Raw genomic sequence first — 20,871 nt, forward strand, 5'->3', positions numbered from 1 at the left:
AGGCAACGCCAAGTGCTCCGCGCCCTGTACGCCACCTGCGTCGTGGACGGATGCGACATCCCCACCGGGCTCTGCGAAATCCACCACACCGACGGATGGAAACTCGGCGCACCCACCGACATCGACAAGCTGGCCCCGGCGTGCGGGTTCCACAACCGGTGGATCGAAGACAATCCGGACCGGGTGCGCACCATCCGGAACGCCAACGGCCGCTACACCATCCACTGCCTCCCACCCTGGGACGCAAAACACCACACAACCGACACCAGGCAAAGTCGGCCGAGCCGACCGCAAGAGAGCGACCGACAACCCGAAGGACCATGACCACCACCACCGAACCCGGCGAGTGCGCGCACCGCGAGGGGCGGCGCACGACGCCCCTCGAGATCGAGTCCAATGGTCCGCCGGGCTGTGACATGCCGGTCCGCCCTGGCTGACTCGTCCCTTCGTCGCTGTCCCGACTCAGCGGACTTGATGCGGGCTCGGTGCTTTGACCTGCGCGGCATCAGATACGCCGATCCAGCCGCGCCGCCTCTGTGGCTCAGCGCACCTGATGCGAGCGAAAGGAACGGACGCGCCGAACGCGGGCCCATCCGCAGCACGGGTGCGGTCGCGAACGGGTTCGACGCCTAGTCAATGATTACTGGGAATGATTGCATGGGTGCACACAGTATTCCAACGAGAGGGAACCCATGCGCTTGTCACCCTCCCCTGCCAATCGGCCTGACCCTGGGCATCGCCACGGGCGTACTGGCCCTCGCCCCCGCCGCCCAGGCTGCCACGGTCTCGGCTGCGGCCGGCGAGCCCACCTACACCTGCCAGACCGATACCCCAGGAAACACCGGCGTCCCGATCTCGATCCGCGGCATCGGCTGCCAGGCCTCCAACGGCGCCCCCACCACCGGCGTGAGCGGACCGGTCAAGCTGGTCATCAACCAGCCGCGCTACCACCCGCATGTGCCGGCCTGGACGTGCCATCAGGCTCGGGCACTCGGCCTCGCCAACGCCATGGAGGTCATAGCCATGGACTGCCGGCCCTAGACGGTCCACCAACGCCGCCCCGGGCCGCGCCCGGGGCGGCCCCAGTACGGCATCAGATCCACTGAGCCAGGCATCAGATTGATCTCCGTTCTCATCAGGTTCGGTGAGCCGTCATCAGGATCACTGAGCCAGGACAGTCGCGCAGCAGATCAGTACCGCAGCGGCGATGTGCGCCCATAACGTTGGCGCACAACTGCGGCGGTGAGTGCGCGCATTACGATGGCGCCCACCGTGCGACCCATTCGATCGGGCCGGCGCGCGGAACCGGAGGGACGTCGTGGACGGGCGAGCGGACGAGCCGGGCGGTGCCGAGCAGACCGCTGTGGTGGCGGCGATCCACTCGGGTGACGAGGCGACGTTCGCCAGGCTCGTCGAACAGCACCGGCACGAACTCCAGGTGCACTGCTACCGGATGCTCGGCTCGTTCGCGGACTCCGAGGACATGGTGCAAGAGGCGTTGCTGCGGGCCTGGCACAAGCGGGAGAGCTTCCAGGGCCGCTCGACGTTCCGGGCGTGGCTCTACCGGATCGCGACGAACACCTGCCTCGATGCCCTCGCCGGCCCGTCGCGCGCGCGTGAGGTGCCCATGGCCGCCGACTCCGGCGGGACGCGCTCGTCGATGGCGGAGATCCCCTGGCTACAGCCCTATCCCGATCATCTGCTGGACGCGGCCGCGCCGAGCGACGGTCAGCCGGACGCCGTGGCGATCGCCAGAGAGACGATCGAACTGGCGTATCTCGCCGCCGTCCAATATCTGCCCCCCAAACAGCGGGCGGTGCTGATCCTGCGCGACGTCCTGGGCTGGCCGGCGCCCGCGGCGGCCGAGGCACTGGAGATCAGCCTTCCTTCTCTCAAGAGCGCGCTGCAGCGCGCTCGCGCGACCCTCCGCACGCATCTGCCGGAGCAACGGTCGGAGTGGGGGCCGTCGACCCATCCGAGCGACGAGGAGCGCGCCGTACTGCGGCGGTTCATGGAGGCCACCGAGCGGGCCGACCTGAAGACGCTGACCGCCTTGCTGCGCGAGGACGCTCGGCAGACGATGCCGCCGGAGCCCTTCTGCTTCGAGGGCCGCGACGCGATCCTCGCCATGTGGACACCCGTCATGATCGGCCCGGAAGCGTGGGGCGACTGGCGGACGGTGGCCACCGCCGCCAACCGGCAGCCCGCGGTGGCGAACTACGTGCGGCGGCACGGCGAGCCGCACTACGAGGCCGTCAACCTCGACGTCCTGCGGATCGAGAACGGCCTCGTGGCCGAGATCACCACCTTCGGCCCCGAACTGTTCCCCGCGTTCCGCCTGGCGGCCCGGCTCTGAGGAGGAGCCGGCCCTTGAAGAAGCGCCCTGAGAAAGCGGTCCTCTGAAGAAGCCGCCCTGAGTGATTCCACGGACATCAAGCGGCCCGACCACCTCTAGAACCCAACGACCATTCGGCCCCATTTCTCGGTCTCCAGAGGCGTGATCACGGACGAGTTCTGGGATCTGGCCCATATTTCGTGATGGTCACGGTGTGTCGGTCCCCTGGTGTCTCGGGTCAGTTCGGCCGCTCGCTCAGTAGACGGGCACCTTCGGCTGCTGCTTTTGCTCCGAGACGTGTGATCCAGCCGCGTAGCAGGGATCCCAGAGGCCTCCGAAGCCGTACTTCAAGGTCCACACCGACGCCCCAGATTTCGCGTAGGCGTTCGGCGGCCTGCTCCGGTTCGGTGGTGGGATCGAGAAAACAGCGGACGAGCACACCGTTGCGCGAGGTCAGGTCTCGGACATCGCGGAACGTTAGTCGGTTGGCTTGAGGACGATTTCGGTGAATTCGACGCTCACGACCGATACGGCGGTTAGCCCGTGCGCTGTCTGATGTTGCCGTCTGGGGGTGAGGCGCATCGGCGGCCTCCCCACCCTGCGCGGTCTTGCCGGACTTGGCCACCACGGCGTCCGTCTTCGCCTCGGTTGTCGCCATCAGGTGTCACTCCTTGATCAGGAGTTACACCGAAAAACCGTACGGCCGAACACAGCCGAGCAGAGTGATGAATCTGGCATGGGTGGTGCTGGGTGTCTGCCAAGATCTGGAACGGCTGGATGAGACGGGCTGCCTGATGCGGAGGGACCAGATGAGCGACGCTCAGCAGGATGAACTGGCGATCAGTTCATCGACAGGAAGGGTCGCGGCCGTGAGTGTTGCCATTTCGCTGGCTGCGACTCTGGCTGGCGCTGCCATCGTGGTGTTGGTGTTCATACTGGCTGGAAGCTTCACGTCAGGACTCTTGATCGGCGTGATCTTCATCGTGGTGGGCTTGTGCTGGACGGCCGCGCTGGTCTCAAAATCGATTCGCCTTGCGGCATTGCCCCCAAAGATCACCCGTGATGGGCTCGCTCTCAGGCAGCAGTTCTCGAAGAACTATGACCTGCTGATCGCGTGGCCACAGGTAAAGCGGATCTGGATCGATTCAATACAAGGACAGCCGTACTTGCTTGTCGAACCCTACGACACCGTAGACGTCGTCGGCGGCGACACCAACAAGGCAAAGTTCGGCGCGCCCGTCGCCATCGGGATCAAGGGAACATCTGCTACCCCCGAACAGATCGCCCAGGCTGTCGCGCGCTTCAGCGATGGAACCCTCGAACTCGCCTGAGCAGGATGGTCAGGCAGCCACTGGTGCAGCCGAGGCGTAGTCGCAACCGGTGGGTGTGGATGCCGGATACTCGGCCGCCAGTTGTGACCTGGGGTTTCCTGTTCGGTGGGTCCTGCGACAGTTGATCTTCCTCTCTGCCAGCGAATCTTGCTGGATCGGGGGTCTTTGCACACGGGTTACTCAATACATGATCAGTGGAGCTGAGAACCTCGGCCTGGTGGCCAGGTGCTTGCTAAACCGAGGGCCAGTGGCCAAGGGTCGTCTGGCGGGGGCGTTCCCTGCGGGCATTCTTGTCGGCGGCTGGTGCGACGCTCTGGCGACGCGGCAGGACTGGGGAAAGGCAGATGGCCGGGTCCGATCCGTCACACAGTGACGTGCAGATCAGGGATGTCGAAGACGGTGACGTTGAGTTGTTCTTCGAACACCAAACAGGCGATAGTCGTGGACGGCCACGTGGCCGGCAACGTCGTGAGCTGGGAGCAGTCGGGGAAGCGCACGGTCGGCTACTGGATCGGCAGTCGCCACTGGGGCCGTGGCAACGCGACGAAAGCGCTCACACTCTTCCTCGGCCGCGTGACGTCGCGGCCCCTGTATGCCTACGTCGCCGTCCACAACGTCGGCTCGATCCGGGTATTGGAGAAGTGCGGCTTCCGGCGAGTCCAGACCCAAGACGTCCAGTCCTCCACCGCCGACACGGGGGAGGTCGAGGAAGTCATGCTCATCCTGGACGCAACGCCGGTAGCGACCCGACCGCAGCGCTGACCCACTGCGGTCGGGCCGACGCCGTCCAAAACTCAGAGCCACACGACATTGAGCAAGGCCTACTGGCGAAATCCACCCCGCCAGTTCCCATGCGGGGTGAGCGAGACCGGTGTTCGCCGATCAAGTTTCCCCCTGCAGGTCTGATCGGGTGCATCGAGGAAGATCTTTTGTCGCCGGACACCAGGAGCGGTCACGAAAGGTCGTCGACAAATCCCCCAGACGACCGATTCCTTTCGGCTCGCTCAACCGTCAGACGTCCGAGCACCGCGACGGTGCCGCGAAGTCACGAAGAGAGGAACACGGTCATGACGGAGAACGCGCAGCGGATGCCCGAGCCCGACGCCGAGCTGAGGAGCCTCGAACGGCTGGTCGGCACCTGGAAGGTGTCGGGTGGTGCAGAGGGCGAGGTCACTTATCGGTGGATGGAGGGCGGGTTCTTCCTGGCGCAGGACATCGTGCTCGAGCACGATGGGCGGCCGATCAAGGGAATCGAGATCATCGGCCGGGAGCGCCGGTTCGAAGCCGAGCCGAGCGAGGACATCAAGTCCCGCTACTACGGCAGCCAGGGCGACACATTGGACTACGTGTACGAGCTCGAGGGCGATGTCCTCACCATCTGGGGCGGGGAGAAGGGCTCCCCCGCCTACTTCAAGGGCACCTTCAGCGCCGACGGCGACACCGTCACCGGCGGATGGGTCTACCCGGGCGGAGGTGGCTACGAGTCCACCATGACGCGAGTCGAGTGAGACGAGCCGGTGACCGCGGCCGGGCGGGCACCTCTCGGCCGCGGTCATGTGCGGACTACGGCGCCTTCTGTGCGATCTAGAGACCGAGGCCGCCGGCGATGGACAGCGTCTGACGGGTGAACTCCGCGGTGAGCATCGGCATCACCTTGCCGATGGCGGCCTTGGTCTCGGGCAGCTCAAGCGAGTTCTTGTGATGCCGCTCGCTCTTCCAGACCTCGCTCACCCAGATCGTGACATCGTCGTCCTCGGCCACGCCCACCACGTACAGCTCGCATCCCGCCGCGCGCAGACCGTCCGCGCCGCTCAGCAGATGGGCGACGACCTCGTCCCGCCGACCCGGCATGGTCTTCATAGAACCGATGTAGCCGTACGTCATCGGGGCCTCCTCGATCGTGCCCGAGGTGTCTGCATAATGGCCCATCGTGCCAAGTGCACGTCACGAGATCGGCTTCGGGTCAGCCGACCGCCGTCGTGTCCCGCCGCCGTATGCGCGCGCCGCGACCGGTGGGATCGCTCGGTGACCGGGATGCGGCACCGGGCCGGCCTGAGCGCCCCTGATCGCGTCGGCGAGCTTCAGCGCAGTGTTCGCCTCGATCAACCGATCATCCACCAGCGCCCAGTAGTGGTGCGTCGCCTGCCCGAACCACACGGTGATGGCCGGGAAACGCCGTCTGAGCAGGTGCAGCTCATACGTGATGTTCATGCTCAGGTCTCTCCGATGGGTGGTCGGCTGACGGCTTCCCGACGTACGCCGATGGTCACCGGTCGTCGGCGCGGCGGTACGGGATGCGGCCTCCGGGGGCGTGAGACCGTGGCATCCGCACCGCCGCGCCGACTCGTGGTCGTACGGCCCGGCTCCTTCCGCTCCGGCGTTCGCCGAGCCGTACGACGTCGTCCGGGCCTTCCCCTGCCCGGGACGGGTGTGCGCGCCGTCCGGTTCCGGCGAGCACACGTTCAAGTGCCAGGCGGCCGGGCCCTTATCAACACCTCGCCGAGGAGTTCGAACGCCGACTCCAGGATGGATCTTCGGCTGGCTGGAGAGATCCCTGACCCTCGCGATGCGCAGATCGTCCGTCTCAAACCCGAGAACAGCGAACTCAAGAGACGGCTGGCCGAATGCGATACCACCATCCGGGAGCTGACCGACTTCAAGACATCGGCGATCTCTCGCCTGGCCGCCCAGCACCAAGAACTTCAACGATTGCTCCAAGGCCAACCCGGCCCCATGGTGGTTCGGGACCTGCGGCCGGAGGACTCGTTGCTGGCCGGCGACAAAAGATCTTCCTCGATGCCCCCGATCAGACCTGCAGGGTGGAAACTTGATCGGCAAACACCGGTCTCGCTCACCCCGGGAACTCGTCGCACTGGGAACCGGCGAGGGTGGATTTCGCCAGTCGGCCTTGCTCAACGTCGTGTGGCTCTGAGTTTTGGACGGCGTCGGCCCGACCGCAGGGGGTCAGCGCCGCGGTCGGGTCGCTACCGGCGTTGCGTCCAGGACGAGCATGACTTCCTCGACCTCGCCCATCTCGGCGGTGGAGGACTGGACGTCTTGGGCCTGGACTCGCCGGAAGCCGCACTTCTCCAATACCCGGATCGAGCCGACGTTGTGGACGGCGACGTAGGCATACAGGGGCCGCGACGTCACGCGGCCGAGGAAGAGTGTGAGCGCTTTCGTCGCGATACCACGGCCCCAGTGGCGACTGCCGATCCAATAGCCGACCGTGCGCTTCCCCGACTGCTCCCAGCTCACGACGTTGCCGGCCACGTGGCCGTCCACGACTATCGCCTGTGTGACGACTGTTTGGTCGGCCCGGATCTTGGCCCAATGAGCCATAAACGGATCCCGTTCCCTTGCCGGGAACGCCGCCATCCGGGTCGCCTCCGGGTCCATCTGGTGTTCGAAGAACAACTCAACGTCACCGTCTTCGACATCCCTGATCTGCACGTCACTGTGTGACGGATCGGACCCGGCCATCTGCCTTCCCCCAGTCCTGCCACGTCGCCAGAGCGTCGCACCAGCCGCCGACAAGAATGCCCGCAGGGAACGCCCCCGCCAGACGACCCTTGGCCACTGGCCCTCGGTTTAGCAAGCACCTGGCCGCCAGGCCGAGGTTCTCAGCTCCACTGATCATGTATTGAGTAACCCGTGGTGGCAAAGACCCCCGGTCCAGCAAGATTCGCTGGCAAAGAGGAAGATCAACTGTCGCAGGACAGTTGCTCGGTCCGTGCTGAGCAGTCCCCTTCTGGCTGTTGCCAATCCGAGTTGGCCCCACGGCGGCCCCGCTGCGCCGATCCCACCAGCATCTGGATGGTTGGCGTTGCGGTCAGGCCGGGTGCTGTTCTTCGTTTCGCGTCCTTGCATGACCGTGTCGGCGGTATCGGCCTGGAGCGGTTCCGTACTCCCGTTTGAAGGCGTTGGCGAAGGCGAACTCGGAGGTGTAGCCGGTCTGGGCAGCTACCTGGCTGAGTGGGGTGTCGGAGGCGTGCAGCAGTCGTGCAGCGGTCGTCATACGCCACCAGGTCAGGTAGGTCAACGGCGGTTGGCCGATCATGGTTGTGAAGCGTTTGGAGAAGGCGGCGCGTGACAGTCCTGCCTCTGCGGCCAGGGTCGCGACGGTCCAGTGGTGGGCCGGGTCGCGGTGGATGGCGTGAAGCGCGGCGCTGATCGCCGCGTCGGCCAGTGCCGCGGCCCATCCGGTGCCTGTGCTCCGCTCGGGATGCTCGTCGAACCAGGCTCGCAAAATGTAGAGGAGCAGTGTGTCGAGTAGGGCGGGCACGATCGTGTCGGTGCCGAGGCGGGGATGGTCGAGTTCGCCGGCGAGCAGGTCGACGGCGGCGCGTAGTTCGGCGCGGTGTCCGAGCCGGGCGGGCAGGTGGACCATGTCGGGTAGGTCGCGCAGCAGCGGGTGGGCCCGGGATGGGGCGAGTTGGTATCCGCCGCAGAGTGTCACCGTCGGGGTGCCGTGCAGGGGCTGGCCGATGGACGCTGAGGCGTAGAGGGCGGCGTCGTCGAGCGGGTCGCAGTCGGGTTCGGCCAGTGGGATGGCGGGGCTGTCGGCCAGGCCGTATCCGTGCCCGTGGGGGAAGAACACCACGTCACCGACGCCCAGCGCGATGGGCGTGCCGCCGCCTAGCGGGGTCAGCCAGCACGAGCCCTGGAGGATCACCTGAAAGCCCGCCGAGCCTAGGGCGGAGGGGAAGCGCTGTCCCCAGGGGGCGTGCCATTGAACGCGGGCTGAGCGGGGCCGTCCGGTACGCATGATGGCGATCACATCGCTGAGCACGTCCATGGGTCGGAGAGTCTATCCCCGGGGCGCAGTGAAGACGATTGCAAATAAACCGGCGACTCCAACGCATAGGAGATCTTCTCCTGCCTTCCTACGGTTGATCACAGGACGAAGGGATCGAACTGCGGCGCCGAGGTTGGGCTGCGGGACCTTTGAGGAAGAGGAACTGCTGATGAATAGGCAGGGCAGGATTTTGGTCACGGGCGCGACTGGCACAGTGGGCCGGCAGGTCGTGGCTCAACTGGTGGACGCGGGAGCCGAGGTTCGGGCATTGGCCCGTGATCCCCACGCGGTGAGGCTGCGGGCCGGCATCGAGGTCATACGTGGTGACCTGACCGATCCAGACAGCCTGCACGCGCCACTGTCCGGGATCGGTGCGGTGTTCCTGGTATGGCCTTTTGCCACGGCCGAGGGGATGTCTGCGGTCTTGGACGTGGTCGCCGAGCACGCGCGCCGCGTGGTCTACCTGTCGTCGGCGGCGGTACGCGACCATGAACAGCGGGCCGAGCACTTGATCGAGCAGAGCGGGCTTGAGTGGACGTTCCTGCGGCCACATGTCTTCGCGGCCAACGCTCTCGGGTGGGCTCAGCAGATCCGTGCCGAAGGCGCGGTGCGCGGGCCGTACGGGGCGGCCACCACGGCCCCAATCCACGAGCGTGACATCGCCGCCGTCGCGGTGCGTGCGCTCACCGGCGAAGGGCACGCCGGCGCGATCTATGAGCTGACCGGACCGGATTCCCTGGCCCAGGCGGACCAGGTGCGCATCATCGGTGAGGTGATCGGCCGCCCGGTGCGCTGGATCGAGGCACCCGCGGAGATCGCGCGGCAGCAGATGCTCGCACGCGGCTGGCCAGACGCGGCCGTGGACGGCATTCTCCACGCGCAGGCCGAGCTGGTGACCGAGCCGGGGCCGGTCACCTCGACGGTCGAGAAGATCACCGGGACGCCCGCCCGTACGTTCCGCGAGTGGGTGAGCGACCACTCCAGCGTTTTCCGCGACACCATGAGCGCCGCGCGCATCCACGAGTACGGCGATGCCGATGTCATCCGTTACGAGGAGGTGCCGCTTCCGGTGCCCGAGCCGGACCAGGTGCTGATCCGGGTCGCCGCGACCTCCTACAACCCCTCCGACGCCGCACTTCGCGCCGGGTACTTGCAGGATGTACTGCCGGTTGAGCTGCCCTACACCCTCGGCTTCGATGTCTCGGGCACGATCACGCAGGTCGGAAGCGAGGCTGGCTCGTTCACCGTGGGCGACCGGGTGATCGGCCGCCTCGACTACGGCGGGGCTTCGGCCGAGTACGTCGCCGCCCCCGCTGACGTACTGATCCACGCGCCCGCCACCATCCCACTGGCCGATGCCGCCGCCGTCCCGGTCGCCGCGCTCACCGCCTATCAGGCGGTGCAGGAGCACGCTCACCTCACCTCAGGCCAGCGAGTCCTGATCAACGGCGCCGGCGGAGGCGTCGGTGCGTTCGCCGTCCAACTCGCCAAGCGCACCGGGGCAACAGTGATCGCCACCGCGAGCCAACGCAGCGCCGCGGCGGTACGCGCCCACGGCGCCAACCAGATCATCGACTACACCAGCACCCCCCTCGCCGACGCGCTCGACGCCACGGTCGACGCCGTCATCAACCTCGCCGTGATCACCCCCACGGCGGCCGCCGACCTTGTTCCTCTAGTCCGGTCAGGCGGCGTCATTGTCTCGATCGCCACGCCGGTCGAGCCGCCCGCCGGCGCGCAGGTCACAGCCGTCCACTTCCTCGCCCGCAACGAACCCGGCCAGCTCACCGAGATCGTCGAGCTCATCGACACGGGCGAGCTCACCGTCGAGGTCACCGGATCGCACCGGCTGGCCGACCTCGCCCTCGTCCACGGCAAGAGCCAGGCAGGCCAGACCCACGGCAAGATCACCATCATCCCCTGACATCCGACCCCGGCATCGGCCGAGCGCTACAGCGAGGCGAACGACTTCGTGCACGCCTTCGACCGGTTGAACCAGACCCGCCACCGCCGCACGACAGAGCCGTCGTGATCACGCAGGTGTTCGCGCCGGACAGCCGCGAACACCCGCATTGATGACGAGAGAAGGACGGCCTACACCACGGAGGGGTGGCCGACGAGTTCGGCACTGCGCCGCCAGAGTTCGGCCCGGGCGTCGGCGTCGTAGGCCTGGGCGTTCGCCCGGGTCTCGCGGGTGCGGTCGAAGAATCCGCCCGTGGTCTGGGCGAGGCCGGCATCGGAGATGAGCCGGTGGGTCGCGGTGACGCCGGTCTCGAGGCTGTCGATGTGGTGCCCCACCTCGGCCAGGACCATCTTCGTCGGCATGTAGGTGGCCGGATGCAGGCTGTTGACGGTGACCTCGGCGGCGGGCACGCGGCCGGCCAGTTCGAAGCCGGACATGATCTGGGCGAGCTTGCTCTGGCCGTAGGCGCGGCCGCCGCTGTAACCGTGTTCGATCATGAGGTCGTCGAAGTCGAGCGGGTGCTGCCCGATGGAGGCGACGTTGACGATGCGGGCCGGCGCCGAGGCCCGGAGCAACGGGAGCAGTTCCATGGTGAGCAGGAACCCGGCGAGGTAGTTGACGGCGAAGCGGAGTTCGTACCCGTCGGCACTCGTACGGCGGGAGCGCCCGTCGGGTTCGCCGCTGCCGATCCCCGCGTTGCTGACGAACACGTCGAGCCGGCCGGTCGCCTCCCGTACGTCGTCGGCCAGGCGGCGAACCTGCGCAAGATCGGCGAGATCGGCCAGCACCGTGCGCGGGCGCGGCACCCCGTGAGCGGCCTGGATATCGGCGGCGACCCCGTCGAGCCGGTCCCGGTCGCGGCCGTGCAGGATCAGAGTGGCGCCCTCGGCGGCGAGCCGGTCGGCCACGGCGCGGCCGAGACCGTCGGTGGCGCCGGTTATGAAGATCGTTCGTGCGCTTGTCATGTGCGGCTCCGGATGGACGGCGCTTCGGTTCGGTTCGACTCGGTTCAGTTCAGTTCAGTTCAAATCGGTTCAGTTCGATTCGATACACGAGAGCCGTCAACGGCGGCAGGTCGGCTGCTCTGCCGCGGGGACTGAGTGCTCACCAACGATCATGGTGGATCGCCGCGTCGAGCGGGCGGCGGGCGCGCCATCCGTGCCGTTCGAGATCCGGTGTGGTCTCCAGATGAGTGACCGGGCCGACGCACAGCCAGGCCACCGGGCGGATGCCGTCCGGGATGCCGAGCAGCCGCCGTGCGTACGGTTCCCGGTAGAACGAAACCCAGCCCACGCCGAGTTCCTCGGCGGTGGCGGCCAGCCACAGGTTCTGGATGGCCAGGCAGACCGAGTACAGCCCCGCGTCCGCGATCGCGTGACGGCCCAGCACGGCCGGGGAGCCACGCTCGGGATCGTAGGTGACGACGATCGACAGGCTGCTCTCCAGCACACCGTCGATCTTTATCCGGGCGAAGCGCTCGGCATCCGCCCCGGTGAGCGTCGCCGCGAAGGTGGCGCGTTCGTGCTGGACGTGCTCGTAGAAAGCACGCCGTACGGCCGGGTCGGCCACGAGGACGAAGTCCCACGGCTGGGACAGCCCGACGCTCGGCGCGGCGTGCGCCGCCGTGAGGATCCGGCGGAGGACGTCCTCGGGTATCGGCGCGCCGGTGAATTCGGCACGCACGTCACGGCGGCGGTGGACGACCTCGTAGATGTCGGCGTTCATGGGCAGGCTCCCGCTGCGTCGCGCCACCGTGGCGGTGGCCGGTGGAGCGAGGCCGGTCTTCGGACTCCCGGATCTACACCTCACCACCCGCCTTCCCGGCCTGGCGGCCAGTGGCTGCGCGTACGCGCGTGGACGGCGGCTCCCCGGTCACCGCGGCGGGCCCGTGCCGGAATCACACCGGCTTCCCGATTCTCCCCGTACGGGGCACCTCGCATCAGTTCATGCCGACCGTGACTCTACCTCGCATCGATCTTGAGCGGCCGTACGGCCGGAACGCAGCGTGGCCGGGTGCGGAGCCGATAGGACACGGCGGCGATGGCGAGGGCCCAGCCGTACCCGCCGAACGCGGTCATCGCCGCCCCGGCCAGCAGCAGCGTTCCGGCGTCGTAGTCGCCGACGACACCGGCCCCGGCCAGGATCGTGTAGACGCCGCCTCCCGTGCCGTACAGGGCGAGCGTCGGAGCCACCAGCCACACCGGTGTCAGCGGCAGGAACCGGGGCACTCGCCGGCCCGCCAACCACCACGTCCAGCGGGGAAACGCCATTCCCCACGGCCGTACCAGGCCCAGCAGCAGAAAGGCGGCGAGCCCGATCAGACCGCCGAGGACGAACCAGGCGGCCCATGGCACGGTGTGACCCGCCGTACGGAAACCGTGCACGGCATAGTACGGAACGAAGGCGGCGCACCCGGCGTAAGCGATCCAGCGCACGCGGCGCGGCGCGGCATGCGGTGCCGGATGCTCCACGGCCGCCACCGCCTCCGGGGAATGCGCGTCGCCGCAGCGGGCGCAGGTCGCGGCCGTACGGTGGCGCCACGACAGCGCCGTGGCGACCAGCAGAGCGGCACCCGCGGCGAAGCACAGGCGAGCGGCGAATCCCGACCAGTCCGGGTCGCCCTCGCGGTCGCGGACCGTGCCGGTCACCGCCAGCTCGATCAGGTTGAGGAGCAGGAACGCGCTGGCGCCGAGGGTCAGCGCGGCCACGGTCCACACGCCGCCCGACACGGCACCGCGCGGGACCCGCCGCCCCCACGGGCGTACGGTGGCGGCCGCCGCGACTGCGGCGGCGAACATGACGGCGGCGGCCACCCACGCTGCCTGCGGTAGATCGAACAGTGATCCCCTGGCGAGCGCGACCACCACCAGCACGCAGCCGTACAGCACGGCCCAACCGCACGCGGCGTAGCCCACCCACGACGGCCACCGCCGCCACCATCCTGCCGCCGGCGTCGTAGCGCCGGCGATGAACGAACTCGTCATCGTCGCCCTCCAAGTGAACGTCCGTCACCCGACAGGCTCCCGGTCGTCCGCTCGACCCACCTCCCCCGCGAGCACCGGCCGGCTCACCCGCGAAGGTGACGCGGCCTTACCGGAAGCGGGCCGCCCACTCTTCCGCGTCGGCCGGGGATGGGGTGCCGCCCAGGCCGGCCGCCGCGAGCCAGGGCAGAGTGCCGTGTTCCCAGAGTTGGAGCCACTGTTCGTGCCGGAGGCTGAGGAAGAGCAGTCTGTCCAGGTCGAGGAGGGTTTCGATGTCGTGTACGACGGCGCGCGAGAGGTCAAGGCCGTGCAATCGAGGGAGGGTACGCAGCACGCCGAGGTCCACGGGGTTCCGCGAGCCGAGCCGCAGGGCACGCAGAGTCGGGTGGCCCGCCAGCGGGGACAGGTCGTTGTGGTCCAGGAAGAGGTGGGCGGTCTCCAACGGGGCGTCACACAGCGGGTGCAGGTCGACGGGGCCGGGACCAGCCAGCGTCACGCTCCGCAGCAATGGCGCGCGTCGCGCAGGTTCCAGATCGAGCCCGGCCGCCTGGTACGAGGTGAGGTACTGGACGGTGGACGGCATTTCCCGCAGGGATTCCCCATGGTCACCGGCGTCCCAGCCGAGCTTCTCCTCCAGATTCCATCTGTCGGGCCACTGGGCGCCGACATCGAGGTAGCCCTCGTCGAGTTCGTAGTCCCCGCGCCGCAGCGCCTCCACATGGCGGCGCAGCATCGCCGTCACCGAGTCGGCCACATACACCGGGCCGACCAGATCGATGCCCACAGCGATGACCTGGCCGGGCCGGCCGGCCGGCCCGGGGTCCATGTCGACCGCCAGGAAGGCGCCGCCTTCGCTGGTGGCGAACGGGATCCATCCAGGGCGGCTCCGTGACCGGCGTACCCTTCCCGGCGGGACGGCATCGAACCGCTGGCCCCATACCGGGTTGCCGGACCAGCCGGGGATGTCGTAGTCATAGCCGGGCCCCTGCACGGTGGACTCGAGGTCGAACCACGGGTGGTTGTGGAAGATCCCGTCAAATTCTCCGTCGGCCTCCCCGTACAACGCCAGCAGGTCGGCGGGCAGCGCAACGCGGCAAGCCGCCGCCAGCTCCGCGCGCCGCGCCGGGTCCAGTGGGGCGGGTAGTTCTTCCTCCTCTTGGCCGAGGATCTCCGTGCGCAGCCGGAGGTACTCCCGGAACAGGCGGACCGCCTCGTCCGGGTCGCCTGCCGGGGTCGGGTCGGCGGGGCCGTCCTGCTCGTCCCCCGGATCGGCCGGCAGCGTCCCGGGCCTGAGCACCAGCACGGCCTCCTCCGGGTTCGTACGGATGAGCTCGTGCCCGGCTTCCTGTACGTCGTCCATAGATGCCCCTTCACGCTCAGTTTCCGAGGAACTTCTACCACCCCACGCCGACAGGGGTTGGCTCATGGCCGCGCGTGCCAGACTTACCTTCCCCGCCGTCGCGACAGAGCAGATGGGCGACCCGTGTCAGACACCCGGCCACTCCCGCCCGGCACTCGAAGCGACCTGCGGTTCTTCGCCTTCTACCTCGGCAACGGCACGTTGCTCCTGCCGGCGTACGGCGCGGACGACCCGGTGGACGAGCTCGACTACACCGAGATCGTCACACGGTACGACGACACCATCGGACGGCTGTTCGCGATCCTGCTCGACGGCTATCACCGGCCACCGGACGACCGGGACCTGGCATCGCTCGCCCCGTACGACCGGGTGGAGGCATGGCTCGCCGCACAGTGCGATCCGGCCCGCCATGAACCGCCGTCGCTGACCGACGCCGAACTGGCCCTGGCGGGGTTCGACGAGGGGTGGAAGGACGCGACCGTGGCGTTCGGCCGCAGGCTCGGCCGTGGCACCCTCGTGCCCGACGTGCTGGACGGGCTCGACTACGTGCCGGACCTCTTCAAGGGCGGCTCTCTGCCGGAAGCCGTCGTCATGGTGTTCGCCAACGTGCTCCGGATCGGTTCGGACGGCACCCCGGTCAACGCCGGCCACGCCGAGCGCCGAGCCGCGCAGTGGCTCCGCAGGTACCTCGAGCACGACTACCGGGTGGATCCGCCGTTCGAGCACTGGGAGTTCGAGCTGCTCTAGCGCCGCGCACCTCGATCGGGCGCGTCCATATCGAGTCAGTCATGCCCGCGCCGGGGTGAACGCCAATAACCTCGATTCATGGCGTCCGCTGCGAGCTCCGGCTTGATCGCTTCGCTCATCGGCCTACTCGGCCTCACCTTGGCATGGGTCGCCTTCCGGCGGGCGAACAGGAACCGGGAGGCGTCACCACCGGCGCCACCGGCTGAGCCGGTAGAACCGGTGGAGCGGGTGGAACCCGCGGAGTCGGCACCATCACCCCCGGCACCATCGATACCGCCGCCGGCGCCACCGCTGCGGCAATCGCGGCCGACACCGCCACCGCCACGGCCGTCGACACCGTGGCCGCCGGACGATCAGACGCTGTGGAAGCCCCCGCCGACGGACCCCGGGGGCGCACCGCCACGACCGGCCCCCGGCGGGGGCGCACCGCCACCGCCGGAATACGAAGGTCAGCCGGCGTACGGGTATCAAGCGGCGGGCCCGCCTTCGATGCGACTCGGCTGCCTGGCTGCGGTCGCCGCGATCGTGCTGTCGGTCGTGACGCTGGGGGGCATCCTCATGTGGAACTGGGCGGGCACCGACGATCGGCCGCCCGCCCAGTCGGGTCAACCGTCCGTCAGTTCTTCGATCCCTGCCACGAGCGCGCCCCCCGCTACCGCGACCGTCACGGTCTACGTCACCCAGCCGAACACGCCGACGGTCTCAGCGACCGGTGGCGGCGGGAACGGGGCCGCGTGGCTGGCCGCGCTCGGTGCGATCATCGCCGGTCTCGGGACGGTGGCCTCCGGCGCGGCCGCCATGGCCACGGTACGCCGGGACGCTCAGCGCGGAGGCCGCCGGATTCACCGGCGTACGGGTGGCCAAGGGCACCGGTCGCGCCGGTAGCGCAGGCAGCGGCGCCGGTCGGGGGCGGAAACCACCTCATCGGCACGTCAAGTCCTTCCGTGTTCGCTCCCTCAACTGTCCGGCCTCGACGGTTGTGGGTATGACCTCTGGCGATGGGGCAGGCCACCGCGGTCGCCGATGACCGGCAGCTCCGCCGGGACCGTCTCGCAGCCGCCCCGAATCCTGTGCGTAGTCATGCCAGAACAGCGAGCGGGGGATGAAGTGGCAAATAAATCGAGGCAAATCAGCATTCTGATCAGGCGACCGGCCGTGGTGGCCGCCACACTGGGCGGCACGCTCGGCGGCGCACTGGTGATCGCCAGCGCCGTCGGAGTCTTCGCGCCCGGAACGAAGAAGTTAGCACCGGCCGCCCACCCCTCGGACACTGTCATGTTCAACGTCCCGGCCGCCGACAACCCGCGTCCGTCCCAGGCGGCGCCCGCCCCACGGCAGAGGGTCGACTGCCGCAGGCAGAAGTGCGTCGCGCTGACCTTCGACGACGGCCCGGTCCTCGACACCACGAAGGTGCTGGACATGCTCAAGACCAAGAACGCGCGCGCCACCTTCTTCGTGCTCGGCATGCAGGCCACGCAGTACCCCGACATCGTCAAGAAGGCCGCCGCCCAGGGCAACGAGATCGGCAACCACACGTTCAGCCACGCCAAGCTGCAAGGGGCTCCGGCCGCCACGGTCCAGACGGAGATCGGCCGCACCCAGCGCATCCTCAAGGAACTGACCGGCAAGTGGCCGACGCTGCTACGTCCGACGTACGGATCCACCGACAAGCAACTCGACGGCATCTGCAAGCAGCACAAGCTGTCACAGATCCTGTGGACGGTCGACACGGTGGACTGGCAGGACCGCGACACCAAGAAGATCGTCGACAAGGTCGTGACCCAGACCCAGCCCGGCAGCATCGTCATCCTGCACGACGTGAAGCCGACGACCGTGGCCGCGGTACCGGAGATCCTCAACAAGCTCACCCAGAAGGGCTTCACCTTCGTCACGGTCCCGGAGATCTACGGCAACCAGCTGAAGCCCGGCGAGAAGTACCCGGCCTTCCTCGGCTCGCCTCAGGCCGGTCTGGCCCCTCCCGGAACCTGAGCCGGTGAGCGCCTCGGGCCTCCCGTACTCCCCGCGCCCGCGAACGCTTCACGAAACGTCTCACGAAGCGCTTCACGGTTCGCGTCGGCGATCGCGTTGTTCGCGGGCGCGGAGCGGGGCGGCCCGCACCGTCGCGGGGTCAGGTCCGGGCGGGGGTGAGCAGGTCGGCCAGGCCGATACGTCGCAAGGAGTCGGCGCGGACGCGGTCGGCGACGTCGCTGACCTCCTGCGAGCCGTCGTCGGCGGGGGGACCGCCGTTGGCGAAGTGGATGGTGCCGGACGTGAAGGCACCGGGGTACGACGATCGAGGTCTCGATGCCGAAACGCGCCAGTTCGGCCGCGTAACCGACGCGAGGGCGTCCAACCATCGCCGCCATCGTCGGTCTTCGGTCAGGCGAGGCCGCCGTTGGCCCGGATGACCTGCCCGTTGACCCAGTGGCCCGGGCCGGCGAGGAAGGCGACGACCTCGGCGATGTCGTCGGGCGTGCCGAGGCGCTCCAGCGGAGGCTGGGCGGCGAACCGGGCGACGGTCTCTTCGTCCTTGCCCTCGAAGAAGAGCGCGGTGGCGGTGGGTCCCGGCGCCACGGCATTGACGGAGACGTCGCGGCCGCGCATCTCGCGGGCGAGGATCCGGGTGACGGCCTCGACGGCGCCCTTGGTGGCCGCGTAGCCCGTGTAGCCGGGCAGGAGGAGCCCGAGCACCGACGTGGAGAAGTTGATGATCGCACCGCCGCCGCGCACCCGGCGGGCGGCCTGCTGGTTCACGACGAAGGTGCCACGGACGTTGGTGCGGAACATCCGGTCGAAGACCTCGAGGTCGAGGTCGACGAGCGGTGACAGCGACATCTGGCCGGCGGCGTTCACGACGACGTCGACGCCGCCGAAGGCCTCCTCGGCCGCGTCGAACAGCGCGCCCATCGCGGCCTCGTCGGCGACGTCGGCGCGTACCGAGATGGCCCGGCCACCGGCGGCGGTGATGGCGTCGACCGCCTCCTTGGCCTCGGCCTCGTTGCGGGCGTAATTGACGACGACGGCGAAGCCGTCCGCGGCCAGCCGTTCCGCCGTCCGGCGGCCGATGCCGCGCGAGCCGCCGGTGATGATCGCTACGCGTGTCGACGTGGTGTTCATGGTGGATTCCCCTCCGGCACATGTTTACACTATGTACATATACCCTCAAGTGAACACACTGTCCATATATTTCGTTAGGTGACGCATGACACAGTCCGCTGAGCCCGTCCGCCGGGGGCGTGGACGACGCCCCACCGACCAGGTGCGCCGTGAGGTTCTGCAGGCGGCCGGCGAACTCCTACTCGCGGAGGGAATGGGCGGCTTCACCATCGAGAAGGTCGCCGCCCTCGCCGGCGCGAGCCGGGTGACGCTCCACAAGTGGTGGCCCTCCAAGGGGGCGCTCGCCCTGGCCGGCTATTTCAGCGTCGTCGGCCACACCTTGGCCTTTCCCGATACCGGCGACATCGCGACCGACCTCACCGCGCAGATACGGGCCTTCGTCCACCTGATGCGCGACACCCGGGCGGGGCACGTCATACCCGAGCTCATCGGGCAGGCTCAGACCGACGCGGAACTATCGGCCGCCTATCGGGAGCGCTATTCGGCGCCGCGCAGGGCACTGGCCGTCGAAGCCCTCGAGCGCGCCAAGCAACGCGGTCAGGTGCGGGCCGACGTCGACTCCGAGGTGGTCGTCGACCAGCTCTGGGGGGCCTGCTACCACCGGCTCCTCATCCCCGACCTGCCGCTGACCGACGAGTTCGCCGAAGCGCTCGTCGCCAACCTGCTGACCGGGATCGGCCGCCCCTGACGTCCTCCACACCCCGTGGACAAGCCACCGCGCTGCTCGGGCCGGGCATTGTCGCTGGACCCGCCCCGCCCGGCACGAACTGCGACTCGTCGCGGACCTGTTGCGTCCGGGCGGGCACCTGTGGCTCTTCTACAACTCGCCCACCGCGGGTGGTGTCCGACTCTTGGAAGAGCTGCTGGTCGCCCGGCTCGATCGAGCCGGTTTCGACCACCGGACCACCACCATCGCGGCGGATGACACCACGCTGCTCTCCCTAACGGCCCGACCCGTCGCGCTCGTGCCGAAGGAGCGTGGTCCGGGAGCCGAAGCGCAGTACCCGGACATCATCTCCCACCCCACCCGCCCATAGAGGAAGGTGTCGACGCAGGCTCCTTCTCGTCATGTTCGGCCGGGCCACCTTCGCGTCGGCGAAGGGGTCCTCGGGCCGTCTGGCGAGGGCTCCCCGAGACCGGAGTGTTCCGTCCGGGGCACCTTCATGAATCAGGTCGGAGCCGTCCACGTGCCTTCGACATCCCAGGGAGACCATTCTTCCGGGGAGCTTGGGGGACGGGCGCATCATGACGTCGGCGGCTGGTCACGGGCGCTTGTTCTGTGTTTTCATTCCGCGGTGAACAGCGAGAGCGTCATCGCGTCCGGTGAAGGTCCGCGCCGTCGTGTCCGGCGTCGAACCGACCGTGACCTCGATGAGTGTGTCCGGATGCTCGCCGCGGTCCACGAACGCGACGGCTATCCGCTGAACTGGCCCGCCGATCCGCGCGACTGGCTGTGTCGGCCATCGCTGCTCGCGGCCTGGGTGTCGGAACTGGACGGCCTGGTGGTCGGCCACATCGGTCTGTCCCGAAGCGAGGCGGGCGATGTGGCACCTGCCTTGTGGAGCACCCGTCAAGGCGTGACCGGCGACGCCACCGCAGTGGTCAGCCGGTTGTTCGTCGCTCCGGGAGTACGAGGCCACGGGATCGGTGCGTCGTTGATGGCGCAGGCCGTACAAGAAGCCCAGGGACGCGGCCTGCACCCGGTGCTCGATGTCCTGGCCTCGGACACCGCGGCGGCCGCCCTGTACGAATGGCTGGGCTGGGAACTGCTGGCCACCGTCGAGCAGCAGTGGCCGCCGGACCGGACCGTGGCCGTCCGCTGTTACGCGGCGGCGTCCTGACGCCTGTGTGATCAGTCGTCGGCCAGTACGCGTTCGATCGTCTCGACCTTCTCGGACAGCGCATCGGTGACGCCCTCGCGCATGTCCGCCTTCAGCACGAGACTGACCCGTGGTGCCTGCTCGGCGACCGCGTCAACGGCCTGCTTGATGACGGTCATGACCTCGTCCCACTCACCCTCGATGGTGGTGAACATGGCGTCCGTACGGTTCGGCAGGCCACTCGCCCGGACGACCCGCACGGCCTCGGCGACGATCTCCCCAACGGCCTCACCCGCGCCGATCGGAGTGACGGAGAAGGCTACGAGCACGGAGAAGTCCTTTCAGCGAAGCCGGCGCAGCGACAGCTTCATACCCCGCGGATACCGCGATTCCACCCCGTCGGCAGAAGTATCGGGGCG

The 20,871-nt window shown here is 68.4% G+C and carries 25 protein-coding genes and 1 riboswitch; of the genes, 13 read left to right on the forward strand and 12 right to left on the reverse strand.

What is annotated here, in order from left to right; all coding sequences use genetic code 11:
* The 3 genes from HKK74_RS39485 to HKK74_RS37820 all read left to right on the forward strand — a co-directional run.
* On the forward strand, positions 1-324 hold a 324-nt coding region (locus tag HKK74_RS39485; protein ID WP_222723236.1), incomplete at its 5' end, for an HNH endonuclease signature motif containing protein.
* Positions 325-657: 333 nt separating this feature from the next.
* The gene (locus HKK74_RS37815) at positions 658-1,041 is read left to right on the forward strand and encodes a hypothetical protein (RefSeq protein WP_187248246.1); all 384 of its coding nucleotides are present in this window, start codon (positions 658-660) and stop codon (positions 1,039-1,041) included.
* 277 nt (positions 1,042-1,318) lie between these two features.
* Positions 1,319-2,356: an RNA polymerase subunit sigma-70 gene (locus HKK74_RS37820; protein WP_312882183.1), complete on the forward strand. Its 1,038-nt coding sequence runs from the start codon at positions 1,319-1,321 to the stop codon at positions 2,354-2,356.
* A gap of 217 nt (positions 2,357-2,573) precedes the next feature.
* Here the strand turns inward: HKK74_RS37820 and HKK74_RS37825 are convergent, their stop codons facing one another.
* Complete coding sequence (locus tag HKK74_RS37825) at positions 2,574-2,993, reverse strand: hypothetical protein (RefSeq protein ID WP_187248247.1); 420 nt, start codon at positions 2,991-2,993, stop codon at positions 2,574-2,576.
* Positions 2,994-3,060: 67 nt separating this feature from the next.
* On the opposite strand from HKK74_RS37825, the gene HKK74_RS37830 reads away from it, so the two are divergent.
* From HKK74_RS37830 to HKK74_RS37840, 3 genes are all read left to right on the forward strand, one after another.
* Positions 3,061-3,666: a hypothetical protein gene (locus HKK74_RS37830; RefSeq protein WP_187248248.1), complete on the forward strand. Its 606-nt coding sequence runs from the start codon at positions 3,061-3,063 to the stop codon at positions 3,664-3,666.
* 387 nt (positions 3,667-4,053) lie between these two features.
* Entirely contained in the window at positions 4,054-4,428 is a 375-nt protein-coding gene (locus tag HKK74_RS37835) for a GNAT family N-acetyltransferase (protein ID WP_187248249.1), read from the forward strand.
* Positions 4,429-4,733: 305 nt separating this feature from the next.
* On the forward strand, positions 4,734-5,174 hold the full coding sequence (locus tag HKK74_RS37840) for a hypothetical protein (protein WP_187248250.1): 441 nt from the start codon (positions 4,734-4,736) through the stop codon (positions 5,172-5,174).
* Between the two features lie 76 nt (positions 5,175-5,250).
* Here the strand turns inward: HKK74_RS37840 and HKK74_RS37845 are convergent, their stop codons facing one another.
* From HKK74_RS37845 to HKK74_RS37860, 4 genes are all read right to left on the reverse strand, one after another.
* On the reverse strand, positions 5,251-5,595 hold the full coding sequence (locus tag HKK74_RS37845; RefSeq protein WP_222723237.1) for a putative quinol monooxygenase: 345 nt from the start codon (positions 5,593-5,595) through the stop codon (positions 5,251-5,253).
* A 15-nt stretch (positions 5,596-5,610) separates the two neighbouring features.
* Positions 5,611-5,877 (reverse strand): hypothetical protein, encoded by a 267-nt coding sequence (locus tag HKK74_RS37850; RefSeq protein WP_187248251.1) that lies wholly within the window; start codon positions 5,875-5,877, stop codon positions 5,611-5,613.
* A gap of 753 nt (positions 5,878-6,630) precedes the next feature.
* A complete protein-coding gene (locus HKK74_RS37855) occupies positions 6,631-7,149 on the reverse strand; it encodes a GNAT family N-acetyltransferase (RefSeq protein ID WP_222723238.1) in 519 nt (172 codons plus the stop codon).
* 349 nt (positions 7,150-7,498) lie between these two features.
* Positions 7,499-8,464: an AraC family transcriptional regulator gene (locus HKK74_RS37860; RefSeq protein ID WP_187248252.1), complete on the reverse strand. Its 966-nt coding sequence runs from the start codon at positions 8,462-8,464 to the stop codon at positions 7,499-7,501.
* A 169-nt stretch (positions 8,465-8,633) separates the two neighbouring features.
* Between HKK74_RS37860 and HKK74_RS37865 the strand changes: the two genes are divergently transcribed.
* Positions 8,634-10,388: an NAD(P)H-binding protein gene (locus tag HKK74_RS37865; protein ID WP_187248253.1), complete on the forward strand. Its 1,755-nt coding sequence runs from the start codon at positions 8,634-8,636 to the stop codon at positions 10,386-10,388.
* A gap of 170 nt (positions 10,389-10,558) precedes the next feature.
* Here the strand turns inward: HKK74_RS37865 and HKK74_RS37870 are convergent, their stop codons facing one another.
* The 4 genes from HKK74_RS37870 to HKK74_RS37885 form a co-directional block, all read right to left on the reverse strand.
* The gene (locus HKK74_RS37870) at positions 10,559-11,392 is read right to left on the reverse strand and encodes an SDR family NAD(P)-dependent oxidoreductase (protein ID WP_187248254.1); all 834 of its coding nucleotides are present in this window, start codon (positions 11,390-11,392) and stop codon (positions 10,559-10,561) included.
* 139 nt (positions 11,393-11,531) lie between these two features.
* Positions 11,532-12,152, reverse strand: coding sequence for a 5,6-dimethylbenzimidazole synthase (gene bluB, locus HKK74_RS37875; protein ID WP_187248255.1), 621 nt, complete (start codon positions 12,150-12,152; stop codon positions 11,532-11,534).
* Positions 12,153-12,185: 33 nt separating this feature from the next.
* Positions 12,186-12,379: riboswitch (cobalamin riboswitch) on the reverse strand.
* A gap of 9 nt (positions 12,380-12,388) precedes the next feature.
* Entirely contained in the window at positions 12,389-13,411 is a 1,023-nt protein-coding gene (locus tag HKK74_RS37880; RefSeq protein WP_187248256.1) for a hypothetical protein, read from the reverse strand.
* 106 nt (positions 13,412-13,517) lie between these two features.
* On the reverse strand, positions 13,518-14,768 hold the full coding sequence (locus HKK74_RS37885) for an SMI1/KNR4 family protein (protein WP_187248257.1): 1,251 nt from the start codon (positions 14,766-14,768) through the stop codon (positions 13,518-13,520).
* Between the two features lie 123 nt (positions 14,769-14,891).
* Here HKK74_RS37885 and HKK74_RS37890 point away from each other — a divergent pair, with 123 nt between their 5' ends.
* The 3 genes from HKK74_RS37890 to HKK74_RS37900 all read left to right on the forward strand — a co-directional run bounded on the left by HKK74_RS37890 (position 14,892) and on the right by HKK74_RS37900 (position 17,504).
* Positions 14,892-15,515 carry a DUF7677 family protein gene (locus HKK74_RS37890; RefSeq protein ID WP_187248258.1) on the forward strand — a complete coding sequence of 208 codons (624 nt, stop codon included), beginning with the start codon at positions 14,892-14,894 and terminating at the stop codon, positions 15,513-15,515.
* 489 nt (positions 15,516-16,004) lie between these two features.
* Positions 16,005-16,400 carry a hypothetical protein gene (locus HKK74_RS37895; RefSeq protein WP_187248259.1) on the forward strand — a complete coding sequence of 132 codons (396 nt, stop codon included), beginning with the start codon at positions 16,005-16,007 and terminating at the stop codon, positions 16,398-16,400.
* A gap of 270 nt (positions 16,401-16,670) precedes the next feature.
* Positions 16,671-17,504 (forward strand): polysaccharide deacetylase family protein, encoded by an 834-nt coding sequence (locus HKK74_RS37900; protein WP_187248260.1) that lies wholly within the window; start codon positions 16,671-16,673, stop codon positions 17,502-17,504.
* Positions 17,505-17,643: 139 nt separating this feature from the next.
* Here HKK74_RS37900 and HKK74_RS37905 read toward each other — a convergent pair whose 3' ends face one another.
* Positions 17,644-17,868, reverse strand: a complete 225-nt coding sequence (locus tag HKK74_RS37905) for a hypothetical protein (RefSeq protein ID WP_187248269.1) — start codon at positions 17,866-17,868, stop codon at positions 17,644-17,646.
* A 26-nt stretch (positions 17,869-17,894) separates the two neighbouring features.
* Positions 17,895-18,632: an SDR family oxidoreductase gene (locus HKK74_RS37910; protein WP_187248261.1), complete on the reverse strand. Its 738-nt coding sequence runs from the start codon at positions 18,630-18,632 to the stop codon at positions 17,895-17,897.
* Positions 18,633-18,717: 85 nt separating this feature from the next.
* Between HKK74_RS37910 and HKK74_RS37915 the strand changes: the two genes are divergently transcribed.
* From HKK74_RS37915 to HKK74_RS37925, 3 genes are all read left to right on the forward strand, one after another.
* Positions 18,718-19,320, forward strand: coding sequence for a TetR/AcrR family transcriptional regulator (locus tag HKK74_RS37915; RefSeq protein WP_187248262.1), 603 nt, complete (start codon positions 18,718-18,720; stop codon positions 19,318-19,320).
* Between the two features lie 163 nt (positions 19,321-19,483).
* Entirely contained in the window at positions 19,484-19,669 is a 186-nt protein-coding gene (locus HKK74_RS37920; RefSeq protein ID WP_187248263.1) for a hypothetical protein, read from the forward strand.
* 348 nt (positions 19,670-20,017) lie between these two features.
* Complete coding sequence (locus HKK74_RS37925; RefSeq protein WP_187248264.1) at positions 20,018-20,473, forward strand: GNAT family N-acetyltransferase; 456 nt, start codon at positions 20,018-20,020, stop codon at positions 20,471-20,473.
* A gap of 11 nt (positions 20,474-20,484) precedes the next feature.
* Here the strand turns inward: HKK74_RS37925 and HKK74_RS37930 are convergent, their stop codons facing one another.
* A complete protein-coding gene (locus tag HKK74_RS37930) occupies positions 20,485-20,781 on the reverse strand; it encodes an MTH1187 family thiamine-binding protein (protein WP_187248265.1) in 297 nt (98 codons plus the stop codon).
* Positions 20,782-20,871: the final 90 nt, after the last annotated feature.

It is taken from the genome of Actinomadura alba, from assembly GCF_014323705.1.
Lineage (GTDB): Bacteria > Actinomycetota > Actinomycetes > Streptosporangiales > Streptosporangiaceae > Actinomadura_C > Actinomadura_C alba.

Excerpts from the sequence above, each read along its gene's own strand:
- HKK74_RS37855 (WP_222723238.1), bottom strand. The coding sequence starts at position 7,149 with ATGGCCGGGTCCGATCCGTCACACAGTGACGTGCAGATCAGGGATGTC.
- HKK74_RS37860 (WP_187248252.1), bottom strand. The coding sequence starts at position 8,464 with ATGGACGTGCTCAGCGATGTGATCGCCATCATGCGTACCGGACGGCCC.
- HKK74_RS37825 (WP_187248247.1), bottom strand. The coding sequence starts at position 2,993 with ATGGCGACAACCGAGGCGAAGACGGACGCCGTGGTGGCCAAGTCCGGC.
- HKK74_RS37830 (WP_187248248.1), top strand. The coding sequence starts at position 3,061 with ATGAATCTGGCATGGGTGGTGCTGGGTGTCTGCCAAGATCTGGAACGG.
- HKK74_RS37885 (WP_187248257.1), bottom strand. The coding sequence starts at position 14,768 with ATGGACGACGTACAGGAAGCCGGGCACGAGCTCATCCGTACGAACCCG.
- HKK74_RS37850 (WP_187248251.1), bottom strand. The coding sequence starts at position 5,877 with ATGAACATCACGTATGAGCTGCACCTGCTCAGACGGCGTTTCCCGGCC.
- HKK74_RS37815 (WP_187248246.1), top strand. The coding sequence starts at position 658 with ATGGGTGCACACAGTATTCCAACGAGAGGGAACCCATGCGCTTGTCAC.
- HKK74_RS37910 (WP_187248261.1), bottom strand. The coding sequence starts at position 18,632 with ATGAACACCACGTCGACACGCGTAGCGATCATCACCGGCGGCTCGCGC.
- HKK74_RS37840 (WP_187248250.1), top strand. The coding sequence starts at position 4,734 with ATGACGGAGAACGCGCAGCGGATGCCCGAGCCCGACGCCGAGCTGAGG.
- HKK74_RS37880 (WP_187248256.1), bottom strand. The coding sequence starts at position 13,411 with ATGACGAGTTCGTTCATCGCCGGCGCTACGACGCCGGCGGCAGGATGG.
- HKK74_RS37845 (WP_222723237.1), bottom strand. The coding sequence starts at position 5,595 with ATGGGCCATTATGCAGACACCTCGGGCACGATCGAGGAGGCCCCGATG.
- HKK74_RS37870 (WP_187248254.1), bottom strand. The coding sequence starts at position 11,392 with ATGACAAGCGCACGAACGATCTTCATAACCGGCGCCACCGACGGTCTC.
- HKK74_RS37865 (WP_187248253.1), top strand. The coding sequence starts at position 8,634 with ATGAATAGGCAGGGCAGGATTTTGGTCACGGGCGCGACTGGCACAGTG.
- bluB (WP_187248255.1), bottom strand. The coding sequence starts at position 12,152 with ATGAACGCCGACATCTACGAGGTCGTCCACCGCCGCCGTGACGTGCGT.
- HKK74_RS37925 (WP_187248264.1), top strand. The coding sequence starts at position 20,018 with ATGCTCGCCGCGGTCCACGAACGCGACGGCTATCCGCTGAACTGGCCC.
- HKK74_RS37835 (WP_187248249.1), top strand. The coding sequence starts at position 4,054 with ATGTCGAAGACGGTGACGTTGAGTTGTTCTTCGAACACCAAACAGGCG.
- HKK74_RS37915 (WP_187248262.1), top strand. The coding sequence starts at position 18,718 with ATGACACAGTCCGCTGAGCCCGTCCGCCGGGGGCGTGGACGACGCCCC.
- HKK74_RS37895 (WP_187248259.1), top strand. The coding sequence starts at position 16,005 with ATGCGACTCGGCTGCCTGGCTGCGGTCGCCGCGATCGTGCTGTCGGTC.